Below are 18,773 nucleotides of genomic sequence, written 5' to 3' on the forward strand. Positions count from 1 at the left end.
CGTTAAAGAAGTTCAATTACAAATAGTCTGTGCTGGCATAGGTGGTACATTAGACGCAACACCATAGAATTCTTCAAATTTTTCAAGATCATATTTAATTACACGAGCTTGACTCAATATTGAGCCCACAACATCCTTTAGACGTGGGTTGTCTAGATAGGCTTGATAGGATTTGAGTGATTCTGACATGTGGTTTTCGCAAGAAATACCTCCCAGCAAATCAACAACAAGTATCCACCCGCCTTCAAATTCAATATCGCGTACCATGCGAAGGTTACGCACAAAGTGACTCCACGGACTCTCATTCTCTGTACCTATGTGAGCTTCTACCGCATGCACGATAATTTCACGCATGACATTGATCTGCTCAAACTCCTCCGCTCTATCGAGAAAAACAACCCATTCTCTTGCCACATCGTTTTCATGGCTATTCATAGTTGTTGTTTTTACACCGATAAAGTCTGTGAAAATATCCCATGCTTTGAAAGTGTAGCTGGTGAATTCGCTCACAAAACCGGTAAGAATGAAGATCGACATTATAACGACCAAAAATTTCCTTGGAACGAACAACTGCAATACTCTTTCGACGAGTGACTGAGCCGTCTCTTGCAAATCGAGTTTTTCTTTCTGATCTTGATCAGAATTGTTATCTACCATAGCGTCAACTACCTACATGTTATTTAGTCACCACTATAGCATGCTTTCAGTAAAATCAGCTGTGATTGCCATCACATTCCCAGCATCTTAATGCATTTTCTACATTAAAGCCGACTACTACCAAACTAACCGCGCCCTCTATTTTGCAAAATTAACGATTACACATATCGATTCTTCAATTTTGCCTTTTTGAGTACCGAACCCTATATTTTCAAAAGTGAGTAGAAAAAAGCGAAATGATAGAGAGAAAGAGAGAGAGAACCATGGAAAACACAAATAATAATTCTGGCGGATGTCCATTCAGTCACGGCGGCAATACGTCGCTTGGTAACTCGGTAACCAAATGGTGGCCGAAAACTCTTAATCTCGATATTTTGCATCAAGGCGGTGCCCGCACAAACCCAATGGATGCGGATTATAATCACCGCGCTGCTGTGAAGGGTTTGGATTTTGAGGCGGTCAAAGCTGATGTGGCGCAGGCGCTGACAGATAGCCAGGAATGGTGGCCAGCCGACTGGGGCCATTATGGTGGAACGATGGTTCGCCTTGCGTGGCACTCAGCGGGGTCTTACCGTGTTCAGGATGGTCGCGGCGGTGCGGGCTCAGGCAACATTCGGTTTGCGCCTTTGAACTCATGGCCTGATAACGCAAGCCTTGATAAGGCACGCCGCCTTCTTTGGCCTGTTAAAAAGAAATATGGTAACGCGCTTTCATGGGCTGATCTGATCATCCTCGCTGGTAACATGGCCTATGAAACCATGGGCCTGAAAATGTTTGGTTTTGGATTTGGCCGCGAAGATATCTGGGGCCCTGAAACAGATGTATACTGGGGCTCAGAGGGTGAATGGCTCGCCCCGTCCGAAAATCGTTATGACGACCTTGATAGCGCCGAGACGCTAGAGAACCCATTGTCTGCGGTTCATATGGGCCTTATTTATGTAAATCCTGAAGGTGTTAACGGGAACCCTGATCCTGCGCGCACGGCCCTGCATATCCGCGAAACATTCGCCCGGATGGCCATGAATGACGAAGAAACAGCGGCGCTAACAGCAGGCGGCCATACGGTTGGGAAGGCGCACGGCGCAATCGCAGGCGATAATATCGGTGTTGAACCCGAAGGCGCAGGCATCGAAGCCCAGGGCTTTGGCTGGCATAACCCTGATATGGACGGAACCCCAAGAAATACCTTCACCTCGGGTATTGAAGGAGCCTGGACTAAGGAGCCGACCAAGTTTGATATGGGCTTCTTTGATTATCTCTTCAACTATGACTGGGAGCTGACGAAATCACCAGCGGGGGCGCATCAGTGGAAGCCCGTTAACATGCCTGAAAGCGAAAAGCCGGTGGATGCAACGGATCCTTCTATTCGCCGTGATCCGATGATGACTGACGCCGATATGGCGATGAAGATTGACCCCATTTATAATGAAATCTGTCAAAAGTTCATCGCTGATCCTGAGTATTTCAAGGAAACATTTGCGCGTGCGTGGTTCAAACTTACGCACCGTGATATGGGGCCGCGTGCGAACTATTTGGGGCCTGATGTTCCTGCGGAAGACCTTATCTGGCAGGATCCGATCCCTGCGGGTAATAGGGATTATGACGTTGCTGCCGTTAAGGCAAAAATCGCGGCAACTGGTATTACGTCCGCGGAATTGATTGCAACAGCATGGGATAGTGCGCGCACATTCCGCGGCTCTGACAAGCGCGGCGGTGCCAACGGCGCCCGTATTCGCCTAGCACCGCAAAATGCATGGGCCGGTAATGAGCCAGAGCGTCTTTCAAGGGTTCTCGCGGCGCTTGAACCAATCGCCGCTGAAACGGGTGCCTCAGTCGCCGATGTCATCGTGCTCGCGGGTAATGTTGGCCTTGAGCAGTCGATCGAGCGCGCTGGTTACACCGTGGATGTTCCGTTCACGCCGGGCCGCGGTGACGCCGATGCCTCGCAAACCGACGCTGAAAGCTTTGACGTTCTTGAGCCACTCGCAGACGGCTTCCGTAACTATCAGAAGCAGGCCTATGCGGTAAAAGCGGAAGAAATGCTGCTTGATCGTGCGCAGCTTCTTGGCCTTACGGCGGCTGAAATGACGGTCCTTGTTGGTGGTATGCGTGTGCTTGGCACGAACTTCGGCGGGAGTAAAGACGGAGTGTTTACAGAGCGCGAAGGTTCGCTCACAAACGATTTCTTCGTCAACCTGACGGATATGGCCTATAGCTGGCACCCAACACGGGAAAGCGGCAAATACGAGCTTCGTGATCGTGCATCAGGCGCGGTTAAGTTCACGGCGACCAGTGCCGATCTTGTGTTTGGTTCCAACTCAATCCTACGCTCTTACGCAGAAGTTTACGCACAGGATGACAATGGTGAAAAGTTCGTTCGTGATTTTGTTGCCGCCTGGACCAAGGTTATGAATGCGGATCGCTTTGACCTTCTTGATTAAGACTTAAAAGACAATGGGGGAAGCTTCCTTTTGAAATTTCCCCCACCGTGATTTCAAGGCGCATTATAAAGCCAGTGTTCAGAAATGATCGCTGGCTTTTTTCTTTGCCTAAACCCTTTTGTATTCGTGAATAGATCGCGTTTATTTGCCCGGTCGATACTTTTACCATTTGCACCCAGACGTCTGTTTATGGTTAGCTTCAGAACGTCAAAACGGTGGGGCAATATTCATTTATTCACGAGGGGCTTATGAAACTTCTTTCGCTCAAGGCGGCTTTAACGCTTATCTCTTTTACCTCTGTTATTTCCTTTACGTCTGTAACCGCGATTGCAGAGGATGATAACAGCTTTGACCAGAACGCGCTTAACGAGATGCTCGGTAGCGCGGTTGAAAGTGGTGAAGTGGTCGGCGTATCCGCGCTTGTTTTTGATGGCGGCAAGGTTGTTTACGAGGGCGCATACGGCATGCGCGACCGCGAGCGCGGCAAACCCGTCGAGCTTGATACGGTTTTTCGCATTTATTCCATGACCAAACCGATCACATCTGCCATCATCATGGACCTTGAAGAAGATGGCCTTTTGAGCCTAAAGGACCCTGCCGCCAAATATATCCCCGAGCTTGCGGATATGCAGGTGATGAGCGTGGGAAGCGACGGCAAGCCAACTTTTGCGCCGCAGGAAAACCCCATGACGATTGAGGATCTGTTGCTGCACCGGGCAGGGCTTGGCTATGGCATATTCGGCCCCATTCATCCGGTTGGGAAAGCCTACGGCGAAGCGGGGCTGTTTGACCCTGCCGAGGACCTTAGCGTTAAAATGACCAAGCTTTCCAAACTGCCGCTGATCGCGCAGCCGGGCACTAGCTGGTATTATAGCTATTCCATCGATGTGCTTGGCCGCATCGCGGAGGTCGTGACCGGCAAAAGCTTGTACGACGTGATGGATGAGCGTATTTTCACCCCCCTTGGCATGACAGAGACCAGTTTTGCCGTAAGCGCGGATCAGCGCCCGCGCTTTGCCAGCAATTATTTCCGCCGGGATGATGGAAGCTATGTGTTGCAGGAAGACGGGCAGGATGATGCAGCCGCATTCCGCTTTATGCCGGCGGCCAAGTTCCAGTCGGGCGGGGGCGGCCTTGTATCCACCCTGCATGATTATGCGAAATTTGCACAGTTGATGCTGAACAAGGGGGAATATAAAGGCCACCGGGTTCTGAACGCCGCAACTGTAGAGCGGATGATGTCAAACCATCTGGCACCTGATACCATTTATATGTTTCCGTGGATTGGCGGCAAAACCAACAATGGCTTTGGATACGGGGGCAGTATTGTGGTTGCCGACACACCGGAACAGATCGCCCGCAACGGCCAGATAACAGGCCATTGGGGCTGGGGCGGGGCTGCGCGCACGACCTTCTGGATCGATCCTGCGAACGAGGCCTTCGCGATCATGATGCTTCAGTTCTTTGGCGGCGATGACCCTGATATCCACAAACGCTTCCGCAAGCTCGTCACCGCAGAAGTGGACGGGTAACGGTATTTCCTGCGAACCCTATCGCTTGTAGGTAGGCGACTTTTCAATCAGCTATTGACAAGTGTATATAATGTATATATCAATATACACAGTATATACAGGTGAGCATATGACGATTGATTTTAGCCTGTCACAGGCGGACAGCAGACCAATGTATGAACAAATCACGATCCGTATTAAGGAACGGATCGCGGTTGGCGATTGGCCTGCGGGTATGAAATTGCCGTCCATCCGCGAACTGGCGGTTGCGCTTAAGGTTAGTGTGATCACGGTAAAACGCGCCTATCAGGATCTGGAAGCGGAAGGCGTGATCAATGTTCAGCATGGTAAGGGCTGCTTCGTTGCCGATCGCGCTGATGGGCAGGGCGCGCACTTGATTGAGGAATTGGATCGCATCCTTTTAGCCGCGATAAAAATCGCTGATGTGCTGTCAATGCCGCTTCCGGAACTGGAAGAAAAATTACGTAAGCTCCACACAGGTATAGAGGGGAAGGCATCATGACCAACCTAATGATTGATTGTGATAATGTGTCAAAAAATCATAAAGGATTTCAATTGGATACGATTAGCCTCCAGCTGAAAATAGGGCAGGTGATGGGCCTGATCGGCGAAAATGGTGCGGGGAAATCCACCCTCATTCGTCTGTTGATGGGGTTTCTGCAACCAGATAGCGGCTGTATTCACTTGCTAGGCCATAATATGCGGCACGAGCACGCGGCGGCGAAGGCGCATATTGGTTATGTATCCGAGGATATGGGACTTTACGGTGATGCTGATTTGGGATGGCATATGGGCTTTTCGGCCTCTGTATATCCTGCGTGGGACCATGCTTATGCTGAGCTGTTATTAAAGCGCTTTGCCCTAACGGTGGAAATGAAGCCAAACGCCATGTCGCGCGGCGAACGTATAAAGGCATCGCTTCTTCTGGCTTTTGCGCGCAAGCCTTCCCTTCTTATACTGGATGAACCCATGACCGGGCTTGACCCTGTTGCCAGGCAGGAAGTGATCTCTGCCATGATGGATGTGGTTGCCGAAGAGAATCGCAGCATATTATTTTCTTCCCATCATATGGAGGATGTGGAGCGCCTTTCGGATCAAATCTGCCTGATGGAAAAAGGCCGCTTGAGTGTTAATCAGGATACAACGCATTTTCTGGATCGATGGCGGCGCATCAGGCTTCGACTGTCCAGCCAGCGACAATTGTCTCTAGTTAAAGGTTTCCAATTAATGCGTGCAAATGGTTCGCTTGCGGTTGGTATCAGTTCCGATTTTTCAGATGAAACCATCAAGGTCTTGCAGGAAAGTGGCGGCAAGATCGAGGCCGTTGAACGCATGACGCTCGAAGAGATTTTTAATAGCAGACAGAGTAGCACTGAGGAAAGGACAGCCGCATGAATAGTGTGATGATCAGGAAGTTAATCGCCAAGGATATCTATCTTTACCGCATGCTTGCGATAAAATATTTGCTCGGCGGCTTGGCCGTGGGGTCGGTCTTTTATCTTATTGGCGCGAGCGGCCTTATGCGTCTAAGCGCGCGTGGCATGTTTCTAGTTGCACAGCAGGTCACGGTGGTTGCCTTTGGGGTTCATCTGTTGATTGTGTCTGTCCTGAAGGAGCGAATGCAGGGGGGGACGCCTTTCAGCTTTGGGCTTCCCATATCCTTCATTGATTATGTAACGGCCAAGACTGCTGCGAGCCTTCTTTTGTTTCTTATGGTGTGGCTGATTCTGCCTGTATCGATTGGTATTACCGGTATAATGCTTGGCTTTGATTTTGTAACAATTTTGTTTGTGTCCTCGTTGCATGCATTGCTGGTTCTTGGGTTTTGCGCGGCACTGATGATGGCTGTTATCACGAATTCGCTTGGTTGGCTGATGATAACAATTGCAATTGTCGCTGATCTCTATCTAAAGAGTTTAACCTATGTGGAATTGTTGGAAGCTTATAGTGGCTCATTTATTTTAATCATTGAACTGATAACGGTAAGCCTTTTGGTGGCGTGCACTATTTTATCGCAGCGTGGCAAGGCCGATTTGGTTTAAGGTAAGTAGATTAGTGGAGGGAAGAAGAGGCACTAAAGCCTCTTCATAGTTGCTGTTTAAATAGCCTTTTACTGCGCTTTAAAGGCGCGGCGGCGGATGGCCTCAAAGCTATCGGTGATCAGCATCTGACCGTTCCTGTAAACGGGGCGCAGGTAATTTTCATCCATTTTGGTTTCTGCATTATCGGCGCGCACGGTTTTATAGGTGCCGTTTTCGCGGATCAGTTTCAGGACGCCGCGTTTTGACGTTTTGCCCTTATCGGTGACCGGGTCCTTGAACACGTCACGCATTTCGCCGTCCACTTCAACGGCAGAGCATTTCATCGCGAACTTCTGGGTGTCGCGGTTACATTGCTGCAACAGGCCGGCCCCCATGCCAAAGACGATATTTTCTGCCGATAGGCCTTCTTCCTTAATCCGGCCAAGGATAATACCAATGGTGTCGGGTGTGATCCCGTCGCCCTGCAATACCCGCACATGGTCCGGCAATACGCGGTATCCCTTGCTGTTGGTGGTGGCGCCGAATTTCTCCATCAAAAGTTTGATGATTTCGATCGGTGTTTCCACAGGGTCACCGCTGTCGGGCCGCACGGTCAGGCGGGTGCCATGTTTAGCATTTTCAAGGATTTTTGCCTTCAGCTTTTCCCCGAAAATGGTTTCGACTGCGTTATGAATGTCATAGCTATCGGCGACGATCGAAATAATATCGCTGTCGGCGAAGCGCTCCAGCATGTTGCTGTAGGCTGCTTCCTCGCCGGATTTGGTCCAGCTTGTCATGGTGCTATGCTCGGATGCGGGGACGGAAAATCCGGCCATCGGCTCCATATAATAACGTTTTGCCGCGACAAGCGCGCTCATGGTGTCGGTACCGCGGAAATTAATCAGGTGCGCTAACCCGCCGAGCGCTGCGCTCTCTTCCGATGAGACACCGCGCGCCCCAAAATCATGCAGCATAAACTGGGCTGTTGCTTCCGCGTCTGCGTCTGATGTTTCAGCTAAATACTTCAGAATTGTTTTCTTGGCATAGAAACTATTGGTCGCAACCGTGGTCGGGTACCATATTGCACGCAAAAGCGTTGTTTCAACAAAATTGGTCACCCAATAACAGGCGGGGTCTGTGTTCCTGACTTGAAGCATCACATTGCCTGTGGGGATCAATTCCCCCTCGGGTGCGGCCTCAATTTCAAGCGGCAGGTACCCGCCGTGCTGGCGCACGATATGTTCCCACCCCGCGCGGTTAAAGGGTATGCCGTGCTGGTTACAGAACCATGCCGCATCATCAACATCACTAAGCGTGACCGGATTTTTCAAAACCTTGAAAAGCCATGCCTGAAGCCCGAAAAAAATGGTGGCAGGGTGCTTGCCGCCCCGGCTTTCCACATAGGAACTGACCATTGTGGTGTTCGGCGGATATTGCAGATAGTGACTGTGCTTGTAGCTGTCTGTATCCAGAATTATATTTGCCACGCTTGCCTCTCCTCGGCGCTCCTTAGCCTTCATGCTCGCTACTCATATAAGGGGAAATTTAGGGGGCGTCTATCGCTCTTTTGCCGCGTTTGGATATTGGTTTGGATAGCGTGAAAATAGGGATGGATCACAGCGTGGATTTCGGGACGGATTCCAGAACTGGTAATGAGGTAGATCATAGGGCTGATTACAGGGTGGATTTCTGGATAGACCTCTGAACGGATATCTGAACGGGCCATTGGATGAAGCGCGGTCATGAACTCCCGCCGGCGCGAGAATGATGACAGAACCGAAAATGATGAACCAACCACAACCGTCATTCCGGACTTGATCCGGAATCCAGGAACACTGTTTTGTATGATATAACGCGCTGCTGGACCCCGCGATCAAGTCACGGGGTGACAGAGTAGGTTATTCACCCGCAAATAATAGCCGTGCTTTTTTAACCACCGCATCGGCGCCGCCGCCGTGGTTGTGATTTCGTTTCAACTGATCTTATTGAGAAGAACATGCTTTCCATCCCTCACAGTTTGACCTTATAGTCATCTGAATTTCATTTTGGGAGCGGAAGATGATCAGAAAATTGGGGTTGGGTGTTGCGGCGATTGCGCTGTCGGGTAGTGCTGTTTTTGGGGATGTTTATGCTGATGATAAGGCGGATTTTGATGCCCTGTTGAAAGACCACTGGGCACGCGCGAATAAGGAACAAATCTTTTTCCGAACCGACCCGGATGCCTACCGCCCGAATGGTAAGCTTGCGGAATTTTCTTCTGAAGCCCGCGCGCGGCGGCAGGCGTTTAATGCGGATATGCTGACGCGCCTTGCAAAAATTGATGAAAGCAAGCTTAAGGGCCAGGACCGCATCAGTTACAAACTTTTCAAATATGAGCGCGAAACCGAGGCCGAAAGCTACCGACAGCCGGATCATTTATTCCCAATCACGCGGCTCTTTGGCTATCATACCTATTTCGCGAACGCGCCCTTCAATATGGCGTTTGGAAGCGCCGCTGATTATGAACGCTATCTGATCAGCCTTGCGGATTTCCCGCGCTATAACCGCGAAAATATTGATCTTTTGAAAGAAGCGATCGAGCGCGGGTTCACCCATTATTGCGCTTCGATGGAAGGGTATGAAAACACCATCAGCATGCATGTGGTGGACGATGCGGTGAAAAGCAACCTGTATCACCCGTTTACTGTTTTTCCGGCGAACCTGACTGACGCAGAAAAGCAGGATTTGGCTGCGAAGGGCAAGGCACTGGTTGAAAACAGCATTATCCCCGCCTACCGCGAGCTCCTTGAATTTTTCACTGAAGACTATATGCCCAAATGCCGCACAAATATTGGTATTACGAGCGTTAAGGGCGGTGATACCTATTACCAGTATCTGATTAATTATTTCACCACGACCGATATGAGCCCGAAGGAAATCCATGAATTGGGCCTCGCCGAAGCGAAGCGCATCAGGGGCGAAATGGATGCCATTATCCGCAAGGTTGGCTTTGACGGCAGTTTTAAGGAATTTCTGAATTTCCTGCGTACCGACCCGCGGTTTTTCGCGAAAGATGGGCAGGAACTCTTGGAAAAAACAGCCTTTATCGCCAAGAAAATGGACGGCCAAATGCCGCGCTTTTTTGGCCGCCTTGCGCGCAATACCTATGAAATCAGGGGTGTGACGGGTCGGGGTGCCTATTATGTATCCGGTAGCGGCGATGGCCGCACGCCGGGCACCTATTTCATCAGTGTGGGGGATTTGAAATCGCAGCCGCTTTATAACCTTGAGGCCTTATCGCTGCATGAAGGCGTGCCGGGGCACCACCACCAAACCGCAATTGCGCTTGAATTGGATGTGCCGGAATTCAGGAAAACCCTGTATCACTCTGCGTTTGGTGAAGGCTGGGGGCTTTATAGCGAAGCGCTTGGTAAGGAAGCAGGGTTCTATACCGATCCCTACAGCGATTTTGGCCGCCTGACGTACGAAATGTGGCGGGCGAACCGCCTTGTGGTCGATACGGGCATGCATGCGCTTGGTTGGTCGCGGGAGAAAGCGATTGATTATATGCTCGCAAGCTCTGCGCTGACGGAAGGCGAGGTTACGGCAGAGATTGACCGCTATATCACCTGGCCCGCGCAGGCACTTTCCTACAAAATTGGGGAGCTTCGCATCAAGGCCATGCGCGCCAAGGCCGAGCGCGAACTGGGCGCCAAATTTGACCTGCGTGCCTTCCATGATACGGTTGTCGGCAATGGCTCCCTCGCGATCGCGGTGCTTGAGGAAATCGTCGATGAATGGATCGAGGGGCAGAAGTGATAGATAGGAAAGCACCTAAATATCCTATCTTTATCAATGAGAACACTGATAAGGAAAGCCTTGGCGACCTTCATATTTTCTTTTCAGAAGAAGAATTGAGTTATAAGTTGGAGTATTGGTAAGCTGATGAGGTATTATATTTCGCATTTGACATAGAAGGACACCCTGTTCGGTTGACGGTTGTTGAGAAGGAAAAACGGGTGTGGTTTTTTAAAACTCGATTGCCGTTCATTAGTGCCGAGTGTGATGAAGGTAAACCTTCTCCTGAACTTGTTCGTCGTTATTTGATTGAGTGGCTTACGAGTATTGATTTGTTCGATGATATTGACCAGGACAAGACGCTTTTTGAGCTCGCAGAAATTGTCCATCAAAGGCCATAATGCCTACCCTCCACACCGATCCGTTTTTGCTAAATCCTGCATTTTTGCATATTCGCTATCGCTGATAGCAAGGCGTTGGTGGGTGAATTATACACCTAAGCGTGAAATATATTGAATAATAGTTGAATTTACCTTCTGTATGAGGGCTTTACTCTCTCGTTCCAATAGTGTGGGAGAGGTTGGCAGTGACATTCAAGGTAATTGTTTCACTGATGTGGGTGGCGGTCGTATCGTCCGGTATCAATAGCATACAGGCTTTGAGTGATGACAAGGCCCGTTTATCAGCCACCGTTGATCCGCAGGTTCGTGCGCTTTTACTGGGACGAAATGCCTTTAAGCTTCAGCAATATGTGAAGTCACTGACCCCTGAGGATAAATCACTCACTGCTGTTCTCGCACGAGCTCAGGTTGCGGTATTGGCGTATGACTTTGAACATGCATCCTCCTTGTTATCGCAGGCGGAGTTAACTCTTAGCGGGACGGGTGATGAAAGGTTGAAGGCACATGTTGTCTCACTTCAATATCTGAATTTTGCTGCGCAAGGTGACTATCAGGGATATCTGAACTATGCCGCCGATCAGCCATCGTTTCTCCCGCCTGCCTTCGTTCGGGAACTGGAACGACGTGTGAAAAAGGGGCGTGTTCAAACAATAAAACCAAAGACCTCCACCTACCTTGAAAATAAAACCCCCAAGGGGCCCTATATGCTGTTTGATGGGGTTATCAACGGTAATAATGCATCTGTCCTGATCGATACGGGTAGTGATCAAACGGTGCTTTCTCGCGGTCATGCTGAAAAGTTCGGACTTTCGCCCGTTGGGGAGGCTCAGGTTCAAGGCCCTTCGGCAGAGTTCCGTAATTTTGGCTTTAGCCAGTTAGAGTCCATAACATTAGGGAATGTCGAGCAAATCAATATTCCTGTTACAGTTCCGATTGCAAAAGCACTGGATCAACGGGTTGCACAAACTAGCGATATCATTCTTGGTTTTCAGGAGACTTACAGATTAGGCGGCGTGAAAATAGACGCTGATGGTCATACCATTAAAGGGTTTGAGCGCTTTAACCCTGCTGTTAGCAACAAAAGCCCGTTGGATACAAACCTATTGATTTATAATCATAAGCCCCTTGTTAAGGTTCATATTGAAGGCGATGTTTATAGCTGCCTGATTGATACGGGTGCCTCATCCTCTTTCGTTTCCGAAGACATTTTCAAAAAGTATAAAAAGACCTTAAAGCTTAAATCAGGTAAAAAAACTCGGGCACAATTGCTGGGCGAAGCTAGTGCCCAAAAGCTCAAGACAATAAAGGAATTGCCCCTGACGGTGAATGGAACGCCGATTATTTTAAAGCGGGTCGCACGTCGGAAAAATTCAGATACAGATTATTGCTTTCTGGGTAATGATACGATCAAGGCTGCGGGTGGTTTAACCTTTGATTTTGTTAATATGCAGGCAAAATTTGGCCCAATTAATTAGGTCAAGCCCCGCAGCGATCCGTTTTCGCCAAATCCTGCACTTTTGCATATTCGCTATCGCTGGCGGCGAGGCGGCGGATCAGGATGATGCCTTGTTCCGTTGGGGCTTCGATGACCTTCAGCGTGTAACCTTTCCGAACAGCTATGTTATATTTTCCAGCACTATTCGGCGGCATCAAGGTTATGTTTGATCCTGTGCCGTCCGCCATGACACGAACCGTTGCGAAATTATTGGTGCGGGCATCAAAAAACGATACGGACGCATATCCTTCCCGCCTTCCTGTTTGCTGCTCAGTCTCTTGTAGCGGCCACGGGGTCGCATGAATGTTCAGGGGCGATTGATTATCCCTGAAATCAAACAGGCATATGGAATAAGCGAGGTCGGGCGAGGGGCGCACAACCGTTTGGTTTTCGGGTGTTACACGCGGCACGAGGGTAAAGGCGCTTGTGGTGATGCCGCGCCCCTCCATCGCATCGAATGTGCGGTTCATGATCACACCGGGCACCAGATAAAGCGCGCCGTAATGCGCGGCAACCGCGCTGATGATAAAGACGAGGGCAAGGGTGATTTTATTCATGCGCCATCTCCCGCACGTGTGGTTCCGCAGGATAATCGTTTGATCGTGGGCGGGTTAAGGGTTTCAGTTGGGCGCGCAAGCACGGCGTCACTCGGGCGATAGAGGCGGATCATCAGGTCAAAACTTTCAGCCCCCTTGCTGGATATCCAGAGCGCATCCCCATGATCACCCTTATCCCTTTTGGGCCGCGTGTTTGAAACAATCGCTGACCAGTTGCCATTATAACTCGTATCGGCTTCATAGTTAGCTGCAACCAGCGTCGCATCAATCGAAAGCGCATTGTCGCTGTTCATCGGCAGGCGGCTTTTACCGTCATAAAGGGTGATGGACCACCAATAGGCATCCTGGCCTGTGCCAGCAAGTTCATAGGTGCAGTCGCCTCGCAACTGTGCGCCCTCACTATCCACCGCGCGGGTGAAATAGACGGCTTCCTCCTTCGCGAGCGCCAACAGGCCGTGGCGCGCGACGCGGGCGCGAACATAGGGGTCTGCCGCCTTACTGCCGATTGACCAGTCGCTAGACCAATCATCCTTCGTCACATCCGCGAACGCCGCGGGCGATTTTCCGCCAACCAATCCCGCCATATAGAGGGCCGACACCCCGCCAACCATAAGGCCAATCGTGATCGTGGAAATGATAGCAATAATGCGTTTCATACCTGTGTTTCCCCATGCTTCCCGTCCTAATTGAGCCTAATGACCGAAAACAGCGATGGCAAGGGATTAGCGAACTAATTCGGTTGGCTTGCCGCGCGCGAAAACGATAACGCCGTCAAACGCCTTTGACCAATCGCTCACGGCAGGTTCATGGATATACAGGTTGCTGGGAACTGCGCCCATTTCACGCAAGCGCCCTTTGTTCAGGAATAGGTCAGGGGCCTTGGCACTTTGTAGCGCCTTATGTTCCAGCGAATTTGCTGGTGCTTTGGGGATTTCCTTCACCGTGCGGCCAAAACGGTAGGTGCCTTTGGGTGCGGTGAAACCAAGCGCATAGACCTGATCGGCCCCATATTTTTCCGCGATCAAGATCCCGATATTTTTGCCGTCCCTGAAGGGTTTAAATCCGCTTGTGTCCTTGGCGGCGTGGGCATTCACGGTCCAGATAATGGTTTTGCTGGCCTGATCAATACCCTCATCAATACTCTGATCAATACCATCATCAAAGCGGTCCATAAGCCAACTGAAATTTTCAAACATGGACTGGTCACGCCTGTATCTATAATCATTTGTACCCGTAAATTCACGGGCGAGACGACGGTTTATGCTGGCGATCACGGCGAGGAAGTCTTGACCGCGGGTGGTTTTGTTCGTTTTGTTTTGGATGGCGGCCTTGATATCATCCAAGCATGTCAAAACTGGTTTTTGCCGATTTTCGTCATAGGGCGCATCCTCGCTATACTGATACCAAAACCGCTGCTTTAGGGTTGCTTCGCATTGGCCCGCACGTGGTTCTGGCAGATATGCCGTTAGATCACGGCCCATGTCACCGAGCGCATAAAACGACCCCCATACCGATATCTGATCATCAATCCCCGCGAGTGTTAACGTACCCGCCTGCACGCGGTTGCGCACGAACGGGATTAAGGGGGCAATGCCTTTTGTATTGTTTCGGATGCTCGCCATCGCGGACTTGACCATGTCCTCGCTAACGGGGGTGCCGAGCCGTGCGGCCTGCATCACCTTCATGCCGTCATAAAAGCTTGCTTCAAACACGAGCCTGTTGAACCCGCATTCTTTGACCAGGCGCTTGGTAAGCGTGGTTTTAAAGGCAGGGGAATTTCCGTCCCCGTGCCCGTTTTCCCCGAGTAAAATAATTTTGCGGTCGCACATATCCTGTAGCGCAGCATCAAGGGTGCTGGCGTTTGCAAACAACGGCGATAATGGCGCCAATGGCATGAAGGCTAGGCACGTGAGGATAAAGCAGAAGGTGTGAATTTTTGTGTGCATGATACCCCCATATGCAAAATTTGTAGCGTCGATCGTGCTATATTGGATCTTATAAATCAAGCTCGGTTGGGATTTTTACCCCTCTTTCGCTGAATTCATTCTTCACTTCATCGATGAAAGCTTGAAGGCATTCTTCGATCTCGTGCCGGCTAATATTGTCGTAGGGTTCATGGGGCCAAACCGACCTGAAATTATAAAGATCGCCACTGCGCTCAAACGCGAGGACAGGGTGTTCCTCCTCATCCATAGACTCGTAGTAAAAATCAGCCTCGCGGTTACCATTGAGCCATTTTTTTGCACAAACCGCTAATTCAACAGGCAGCATCAAAACTTCTTCAAAAACCACATTGCCGTCCCGATTGACCAATTGAATTATCGCTTCGTTATTGATGATAAATTTCAAAGCTTCATTTGAGGTGGATACCGTTTGAAGGGCGAAGCCAAAGCGCATGATTTTGCCGGGGACGAAGTTTTTTGGGAAGGCATCAGAGCTATTGGGCTTATACTCGGCAGCGATTGTTTTCCCCACCGGTAGAATGGCGCCTTTGTCCATAAATCGCCTGTTTGGGGCAATGTGCTCTGGCGCATATAACTCTATGGCAGCGCTGATTTCCTCTAGTGTTGCATCAAGGCGCTTCAACCCAACCTCTGCACGGCGGAATTTGATAAAAAACGGCATCGACCGCCTTGGCACCGACGGTGTTACAGACAAGAATGTTTCACCGGATCGGTTGGGGAATAATTTTTTATATAGCCATCCGTGGTTCGGCGTATCCTGCTCGTAAATATATAGGTCTTCGACCTCTGACCATTGTATCCATTTTTCCCCAATAAGCGTGCCAATGAAAATTCCGTCTTTTGATATTTTCAGCGCAGGGACTCTTTTGATCAAATATTCGATGGCCCCGATATAAAGGCACGATCCAAAGAAGGCAGTGCTGGAAAGTCCAATGATGCATAAAAAAACTAGCGAAAAAATGCTGAAGGATTTAGTGCTGGACATGAGCCAGGTATTTTCCTGAACTCCCTGCAATATAACAATGCTATCGTGGATAAAGCCACCGCCCGACACCACAAATAAAAGGCTGCCCAGACACATCAAAGCGAGCGTTTTTAATGGATAATAAAATGTATGCATTTGTGGTGGCCTCTATGCGAAATCAATATAGTTCACTGGCACATGATCCGTGAGCCAAACCCCGTTTTCAGAAAGGTAAAAGTCATGCCCGTTCAAGTGCATTTGGTTGGCCATGATTTTTAAGATAACGGGTTTGCCGCGGCGTTTCGCGACGATTACCGCCGTTTCGCGGTCCTTGGATAGGTGAACATGTTGGCGTGTGCCCTTTAAAAGGCCTTGTTCCCTGATGGGTGGAATGAATTTCTCAACCGTGCCATGGAACAGAGTATCGGGCGGGTCAGTTGCCTGAAGGCCCAAGTCTACCTTTATCGAGTGGCCCTGATTGGCGCGGATATACTGACCGTCTTCCGATAGGATGAAACGTTGTTTTTCATTTGTAGTAACCGCATGCTCGATCATCTCGCGGTTTAATGTGATCTCTGATTTTGCTTTTGCGATTAATTCATCAATCGATGCCCAACCCTCCTTCGATAAAGTCAGGCCGATGGCATCGGGGCGGTGCCGTAAAATATAGCTCAGGAATTTGCTTGTTTTCGTCGTGTTGGTCATGGTTTGCGGCTACTAGGTTGTTTTGTAAATATACCAATCATCTATGATATGTTCGACATAGATATATGAATCAGGTGACATGGCAGGGACGGACGAGGGATGAGGTGCCTTAAAGTATCCGACCGAATTATCTGTTATGCCGCCAATATTAACATCCACATTGCCGGTTTCGATATCCAAATCGATATAATTTAAGTTCATTGATTTAGCGATGGACTGTGCTTGCGCTATATCTGTCTTGGCATTTTCAACCAGTTTATTGAATGCATCAATGTTCGAAATTAGGTGGTCCTTCAGTTCGTGGTCTGGCCTTGTAATCAAATTAAGATTTTTAAGGGTCTGTTCATCGATAGGTGTAAGGTTTGGTGATTTTGTCAGTTGATCACGCATTGCATAAATTAAGCCAGGCAAAGCAAGTTTTCTAATTGCGCTTATTTTGCATTCGTTCTTTTCTTCAACAAAGTACCAATACCAGTTTTCTTTGGTCGCTTTATTGTCAAAGGTTACGGCATATACTGCACCCAATTTTTGATCGATTTTGCCATCTAGCCTTCTATATTCCCACGAAATTTCTGGCGGTAAATGTTGGCCAAAGCTTTCATTCCCTTGCGCGCTTTTTAGGACCTCCCCTGTCAGTACACTTTCGATATCACTGATGTCCTCTGGGGATAGGAATATTTCCAGTTTTGTTTGTGCATTGTCACATATTTGCGCTTGCGCTTGCGCCTGCGCACTCGCACTGCTGGCGATGGCCAATGACGCACCTATGCTGACTATAAAAAACTTGTTCATGATTTCCCCCAATTAAACATGATTATGACTGTGTCGTATCTTGCCTATATCATCAATGCGTCAGGAATTATTCCTTCATCGCTTCCAGATAAATGCTGCGTTTTGGTTTTGAAAATACGCGCTCGACCATGGGGGTAAAAAAGTCGAGGGATTCGCTTTCATAGGCTGGGTCAAAGGCCGCTTGGTCGTATTTATGGCAGAACTCTGCGGTGTAATCGAACCATTCATGGTCCTTGTGCACATCGCGCATGTTCTTGTCTAATCCCAGATGGTGGAAGAAATAATAGCCCTGAAACAGGCCGTGGTTCGCCACCATCCAGTGGTTCTGCTCGGATACAAAGGGTTTCAGGATCGCCGCCGCCACATCGGGGTGGTTCATGGACCCAAGCGTATCGCCGATATCATGCAGTAGCGCACAGACCACATATTCCTCGTCCCGTCCGTCACGGTGCGCGCGGGTTGCGGTTTGCAGCGAATGCTCCAGCCGGTCGATAGGGAAGCCACCGAAATCGCCGTCCAAAAGGCGCAGGTGATCAAGCACACGTTTTGCGAGGCCCTTGTTAAAATCCTTGGCATGATCCGCGATGATCGCCCAGTCCTCAACCGTACCTTCGATCATTTCCTTGAATTTGGCGCGTTTGCCGCCGCCATGATCCGGTGATTTAATCTCAGTCTCTGGTGATTTGATATCGTCCATGCCGCATTTTCCCTCTTACAAAATCCTTCCCATCCCTTCAAACGCTATCAGAAGTGACGTGTGGGCGCAATTGTTAGGATAACAAGAATTTTATGACATTAAAGTTGTAAGAGCGCGGGTGCACCTTTATTCTAACAGCCATGGATAGGAATTTGGAAAATCAATGATTCTGGACGGGTTGAAATTATCGCCGCCATGGTTAACCAAAACCGGGGAGGATAACTATATTGTCCGGCTTGGGTACAAAGGCATTGGGTACAGGGTCAATGAGGCCGAGGCCGGGCGGATCAGCAGGCTTTATAAGCGCATGGCTATCCCTTCGATCATGATATTCTGCATACTTGCTGCCTTGTTTATATGGATGATTGTTGTTCGGGACAGGTCAGATCAAGTTGCGACCTTCCTGATACATCTGATGTTTCTTATTCCACTTGGATGCTTTTCACCCGCCCTTAGCGCCGTATTTTTCAAAATTGTTAAAGTGTGGCTCGGCCGCCGCGATCCCGTGGATGAAGGGTTAGGCTATTGGGAAGTAAAGGCCCGCCGCCGCGAACAATATGGCCGGAAAACCTATGGATATCGCGGGTTTTTGTGGATGGGGATTGTATGGTTTTTGCTGACGGCTACATCCTTCCTCTTTAGGGGGGAAATAGAGGGAACTAGCATTATTTTGTCGGTAGTGCTTCTTTCCCTGGCGTGGCAGAATTATATGATTATCCACCACCGGAAGGCGCATCCGGCATCAGATTGATTGTGCTCGCGGGCTTATA

The 18,773-nt window shown here is 49.4% G+C and carries 18 protein-coding genes; 9 read left to right on the forward strand and 9 right to left on the reverse strand.

Features of this window, described 5'->3' with window-relative positions; translation table 11 throughout:
* Positions 1–12: 12 nt before the first annotated feature.
* Positions 13–657 carry a hypothetical protein gene (locus KFF44_RS04245; protein WP_255937597.1) on the reverse strand — a complete coding sequence of 215 codons (645 nt, stop codon included), beginning with the start codon at positions 655–657 and terminating at the stop codon, positions 13–15.
* A 263-nt stretch (positions 658–920) separates the two neighbouring features.
* Here KFF44_RS04245 and katG point away from each other — a divergent pair, with 263 nt between their 5' ends.
* The 5 genes from katG (at position 921) to KFF44_RS04270 (ending at position 6,672) form a co-directional block, all read left to right on the forward strand.
* Positions 921–3,098, forward strand: a complete 2,178-nt coding sequence (katG, locus tag KFF44_RS04250) for a catalase/peroxidase HPI (RefSeq protein ID WP_255937599.1) — start codon at positions 921–923, stop codon at positions 3,096–3,098.
* A gap of 248 nt (positions 3,099–3,346) precedes the next feature.
* Positions 3,347–4,630 (forward strand): serine hydrolase, encoded by a 1,284-nt coding sequence (locus tag KFF44_RS04255; protein ID WP_255937601.1) that lies wholly within the window; start codon positions 3,347–3,349, stop codon positions 4,628–4,630.
* A 109-nt stretch (positions 4,631–4,739) separates the two neighbouring features.
* Positions 4,740–5,132 carry a GntR family transcriptional regulator gene (locus tag KFF44_RS04260; protein ID WP_255937610.1) on the forward strand — a complete coding sequence of 131 codons (393 nt, stop codon included), beginning with the start codon at positions 4,740–4,742 and terminating at the stop codon, positions 5,130–5,132.
* Entirely contained in the window at positions 5,129–6,025 is an 897-nt protein-coding gene (locus KFF44_RS04265; RefSeq protein WP_255937612.1) for an ABC transporter ATP-binding protein, read from the forward strand. Before KFF44_RS04260 ends, KFF44_RS04265 begins: the two co-directional genes overlap by 4 nt.
* Positions 6,022–6,672, forward strand: coding sequence for a hypothetical protein (locus tag KFF44_RS04270; protein WP_255937614.1), 651 nt, complete (start codon positions 6,022–6,024; stop codon positions 6,670–6,672). The genes KFF44_RS04265 and KFF44_RS04270 overlap by 4 nt, the downstream gene beginning before the upstream one ends.
* A gap of 68 nt (positions 6,673–6,740) precedes the next feature.
* On the opposite strand, the gene KFF44_RS04275 is transcribed toward KFF44_RS04270, so the two are convergent.
* Positions 6,741–8,138 carry a nicotinate phosphoribosyltransferase gene (locus KFF44_RS04275; RefSeq protein WP_255937616.1) on the reverse strand — a complete coding sequence of 466 codons (1,398 nt, stop codon included), beginning with the start codon at positions 8,136–8,138 and terminating at the stop codon, positions 6,741–6,743.
* A gap of 571 nt (positions 8,139–8,709) precedes the next feature.
* Here KFF44_RS04275 and KFF44_RS04280 point away from each other — a divergent pair.
* From KFF44_RS04280 to KFF44_RS04290, 3 genes are all read left to right on the forward strand, one after another.
* A complete protein-coding gene (locus KFF44_RS04280; protein WP_255937617.1) occupies positions 8,710–10,449 on the forward strand; it encodes a DUF885 family protein in 1,740 nt (579 codons plus the stop codon).
* 200 nt (positions 10,450–10,649) lie between these two features.
* Positions 10,650–10,829, forward strand: coding sequence for a hypothetical protein (locus tag KFF44_RS04285; RefSeq protein ID WP_255937618.1), 180 nt, complete (start codon positions 10,650–10,652; stop codon positions 10,827–10,829).
* Positions 10,830–11,014: 185 nt separating this feature from the next.
* Positions 11,015–12,304 (forward strand): pepsin/retropepsin-like aspartic protease family protein, encoded by a 1,290-nt coding sequence (locus KFF44_RS04290; RefSeq protein WP_255937619.1) that lies wholly within the window; start codon positions 11,015–11,017, stop codon positions 12,302–12,304.
* Position 12,305: 1 nt separating this feature from the next.
* On the opposite strand, the gene KFF44_RS04295 is transcribed toward KFF44_RS04290, so the two are convergent.
* The 7 genes from KFF44_RS04295 to KFF44_RS04325 form a co-directional block, all read right to left on the reverse strand.
* Positions 12,306–12,881, reverse strand: a complete 576-nt coding sequence (locus KFF44_RS04295; protein ID WP_255937620.1) for a DUF1254 domain-containing protein — start codon at positions 12,879–12,881, stop codon at positions 12,306–12,308.
* Complete coding sequence (locus KFF44_RS04300; protein WP_255937622.1) at positions 12,878–13,537, reverse strand: DUF1214 domain-containing protein; 660 nt, start codon at positions 13,535–13,537, stop codon at positions 12,878–12,880. Before KFF44_RS04300 ends, KFF44_RS04295 begins: the two co-directional genes overlap by 4 nt.
* 66 nt (positions 13,538–13,603) lie before the next feature.
* On the reverse strand, positions 13,604–14,827 hold the full coding sequence (locus KFF44_RS04305; RefSeq protein ID WP_255937623.1) for an erythromycin esterase family protein: 1,224 nt from the start codon (positions 14,825–14,827) through the stop codon (positions 13,604–13,606).
* A gap of 49 nt (positions 14,828–14,876) precedes the next feature.
* On the reverse strand, positions 14,877–15,965 hold the full coding sequence (locus KFF44_RS04310) for a hypothetical protein (RefSeq protein WP_255937625.1): 1,089 nt from the start codon (positions 15,963–15,965) through the stop codon (positions 14,877–14,879).
* 12 nt (positions 15,966–15,977) lie between these two features.
* Positions 15,978–16,514, reverse strand: coding sequence for an RNA 2'-phosphotransferase (locus KFF44_RS04315; RefSeq protein ID WP_255937626.1), 537 nt, complete (start codon positions 16,512–16,514; stop codon positions 15,978–15,980).
* 12 nt (positions 16,515–16,526) lie between these two features.
* Positions 16,527–17,306: a hypothetical protein gene (locus KFF44_RS04320; RefSeq protein WP_255937627.1), complete on the reverse strand. Its 780-nt coding sequence runs from the start codon at positions 17,304–17,306 to the stop codon at positions 16,527–16,529.
* 67 nt (positions 17,307–17,373) lie between these two features.
* Positions 17,374–18,003, reverse strand: coding sequence for an HD domain-containing protein (locus tag KFF44_RS04325; RefSeq protein ID WP_255937629.1), 630 nt, complete (start codon positions 18,001–18,003; stop codon positions 17,374–17,376).
* Between the two features lie 163 nt (positions 18,004–18,166).
* Between KFF44_RS04325 and KFF44_RS04330 the strand changes: the two genes are divergently transcribed.
* The gene (locus tag KFF44_RS04330) at positions 18,167–18,754 is read left to right on the forward strand and encodes a hypothetical protein (RefSeq protein WP_255937630.1); all 588 of its coding nucleotides are present in this window, start codon (positions 18,167–18,169) and stop codon (positions 18,752–18,754) included.
* The last annotated feature ends 19 nt before the right edge of the window (positions 18,755–18,773 follow it).

The sequence above is a fragment of the Kordiimonas sp. SCSIO 12610 genome (assembly GCF_024398015.1).
GTDB lineage: Bacteria > Pseudomonadota > Alphaproteobacteria > Sphingomonadales > Kordiimonadaceae > CANLMI01.

Excerpts from the sequence above, each read along its gene's own strand:
- KFF44_RS04280 (WP_255937617.1), top strand. The coding sequence starts at position 8,710 with ATGATCAGAAAATTGGGGTTGGGTGTTGCGGCGATTGCGCTGTCGGGT.
- KFF44_RS04315 (WP_255937626.1), bottom strand. The coding sequence starts at position 16,514 with ATGACCAACACGACGAAAACAAGCAAATTCCTGAGCTATATTTTACGG.
- KFF44_RS04320 (WP_255937627.1), bottom strand. The coding sequence starts at position 17,306 with ATGAACAAGTTTTTTATAGTCAGCATAGGTGCGTCATTGGCCATCGCC.
- KFF44_RS04330 (WP_255937630.1), top strand. The coding sequence starts at position 18,167 with ATGATTCTGGACGGGTTGAAATTATCGCCGCCATGGTTAACCAAAACC.
- katG (WP_255937599.1), top strand. The coding sequence starts at position 921 with ATGGAAAACACAAATAATAATTCTGGCGGATGTCCATTCAGTCACGGC.
- KFF44_RS04325 (WP_255937629.1), bottom strand. The coding sequence starts at position 18,003 with ATGGACGATATCAAATCACCAGAGACTGAGATTAAATCACCGGATCAT.
- KFF44_RS04310 (WP_255937625.1), bottom strand. The coding sequence starts at position 15,965 with ATGCATACATTTTATTATCCATTAAAAACGCTCGCTTTGATGTGTCTG.
- KFF44_RS04260 (WP_255937610.1), top strand. The coding sequence starts at position 4,740 with ATGACGATTGATTTTAGCCTGTCACAGGCGGACAGCAGACCAATGTAT.
- KFF44_RS04305 (WP_255937623.1), bottom strand. The coding sequence starts at position 14,827 with ATGCACACAAAAATTCACACCTTCTGCTTTATCCTCACGTGCCTAGCC.
- KFF44_RS04295 (WP_255937620.1), bottom strand. The coding sequence starts at position 12,881 with ATGAATAAAATCACCCTTGCCCTCGTCTTTATCATCAGCGCGGTTGCC.
- KFF44_RS04270 (WP_255937614.1), top strand. The coding sequence starts at position 6,022 with ATGAATAGTGTGATGATCAGGAAGTTAATCGCCAAGGATATCTATCTT.
- KFF44_RS04255 (WP_255937601.1), top strand. The coding sequence starts at position 3,347 with ATGAAACTTCTTTCGCTCAAGGCGGCTTTAACGCTTATCTCTTTTACC.
- KFF44_RS04265 (WP_255937612.1), top strand. The coding sequence starts at position 5,129 with ATGACCAACCTAATGATTGATTGTGATAATGTGTCAAAAAATCATAAA.
- KFF44_RS04245 (WP_255937597.1), bottom strand. The coding sequence starts at position 657 with ATGGTAGATAACAATTCTGATCAAGATCAGAAAGAAAAACTCGATTTG.
- KFF44_RS04300 (WP_255937622.1), bottom strand. The coding sequence starts at position 13,537 with ATGAAACGCATTATTGCTATCATTTCCACGATCACGATTGGCCTTATG.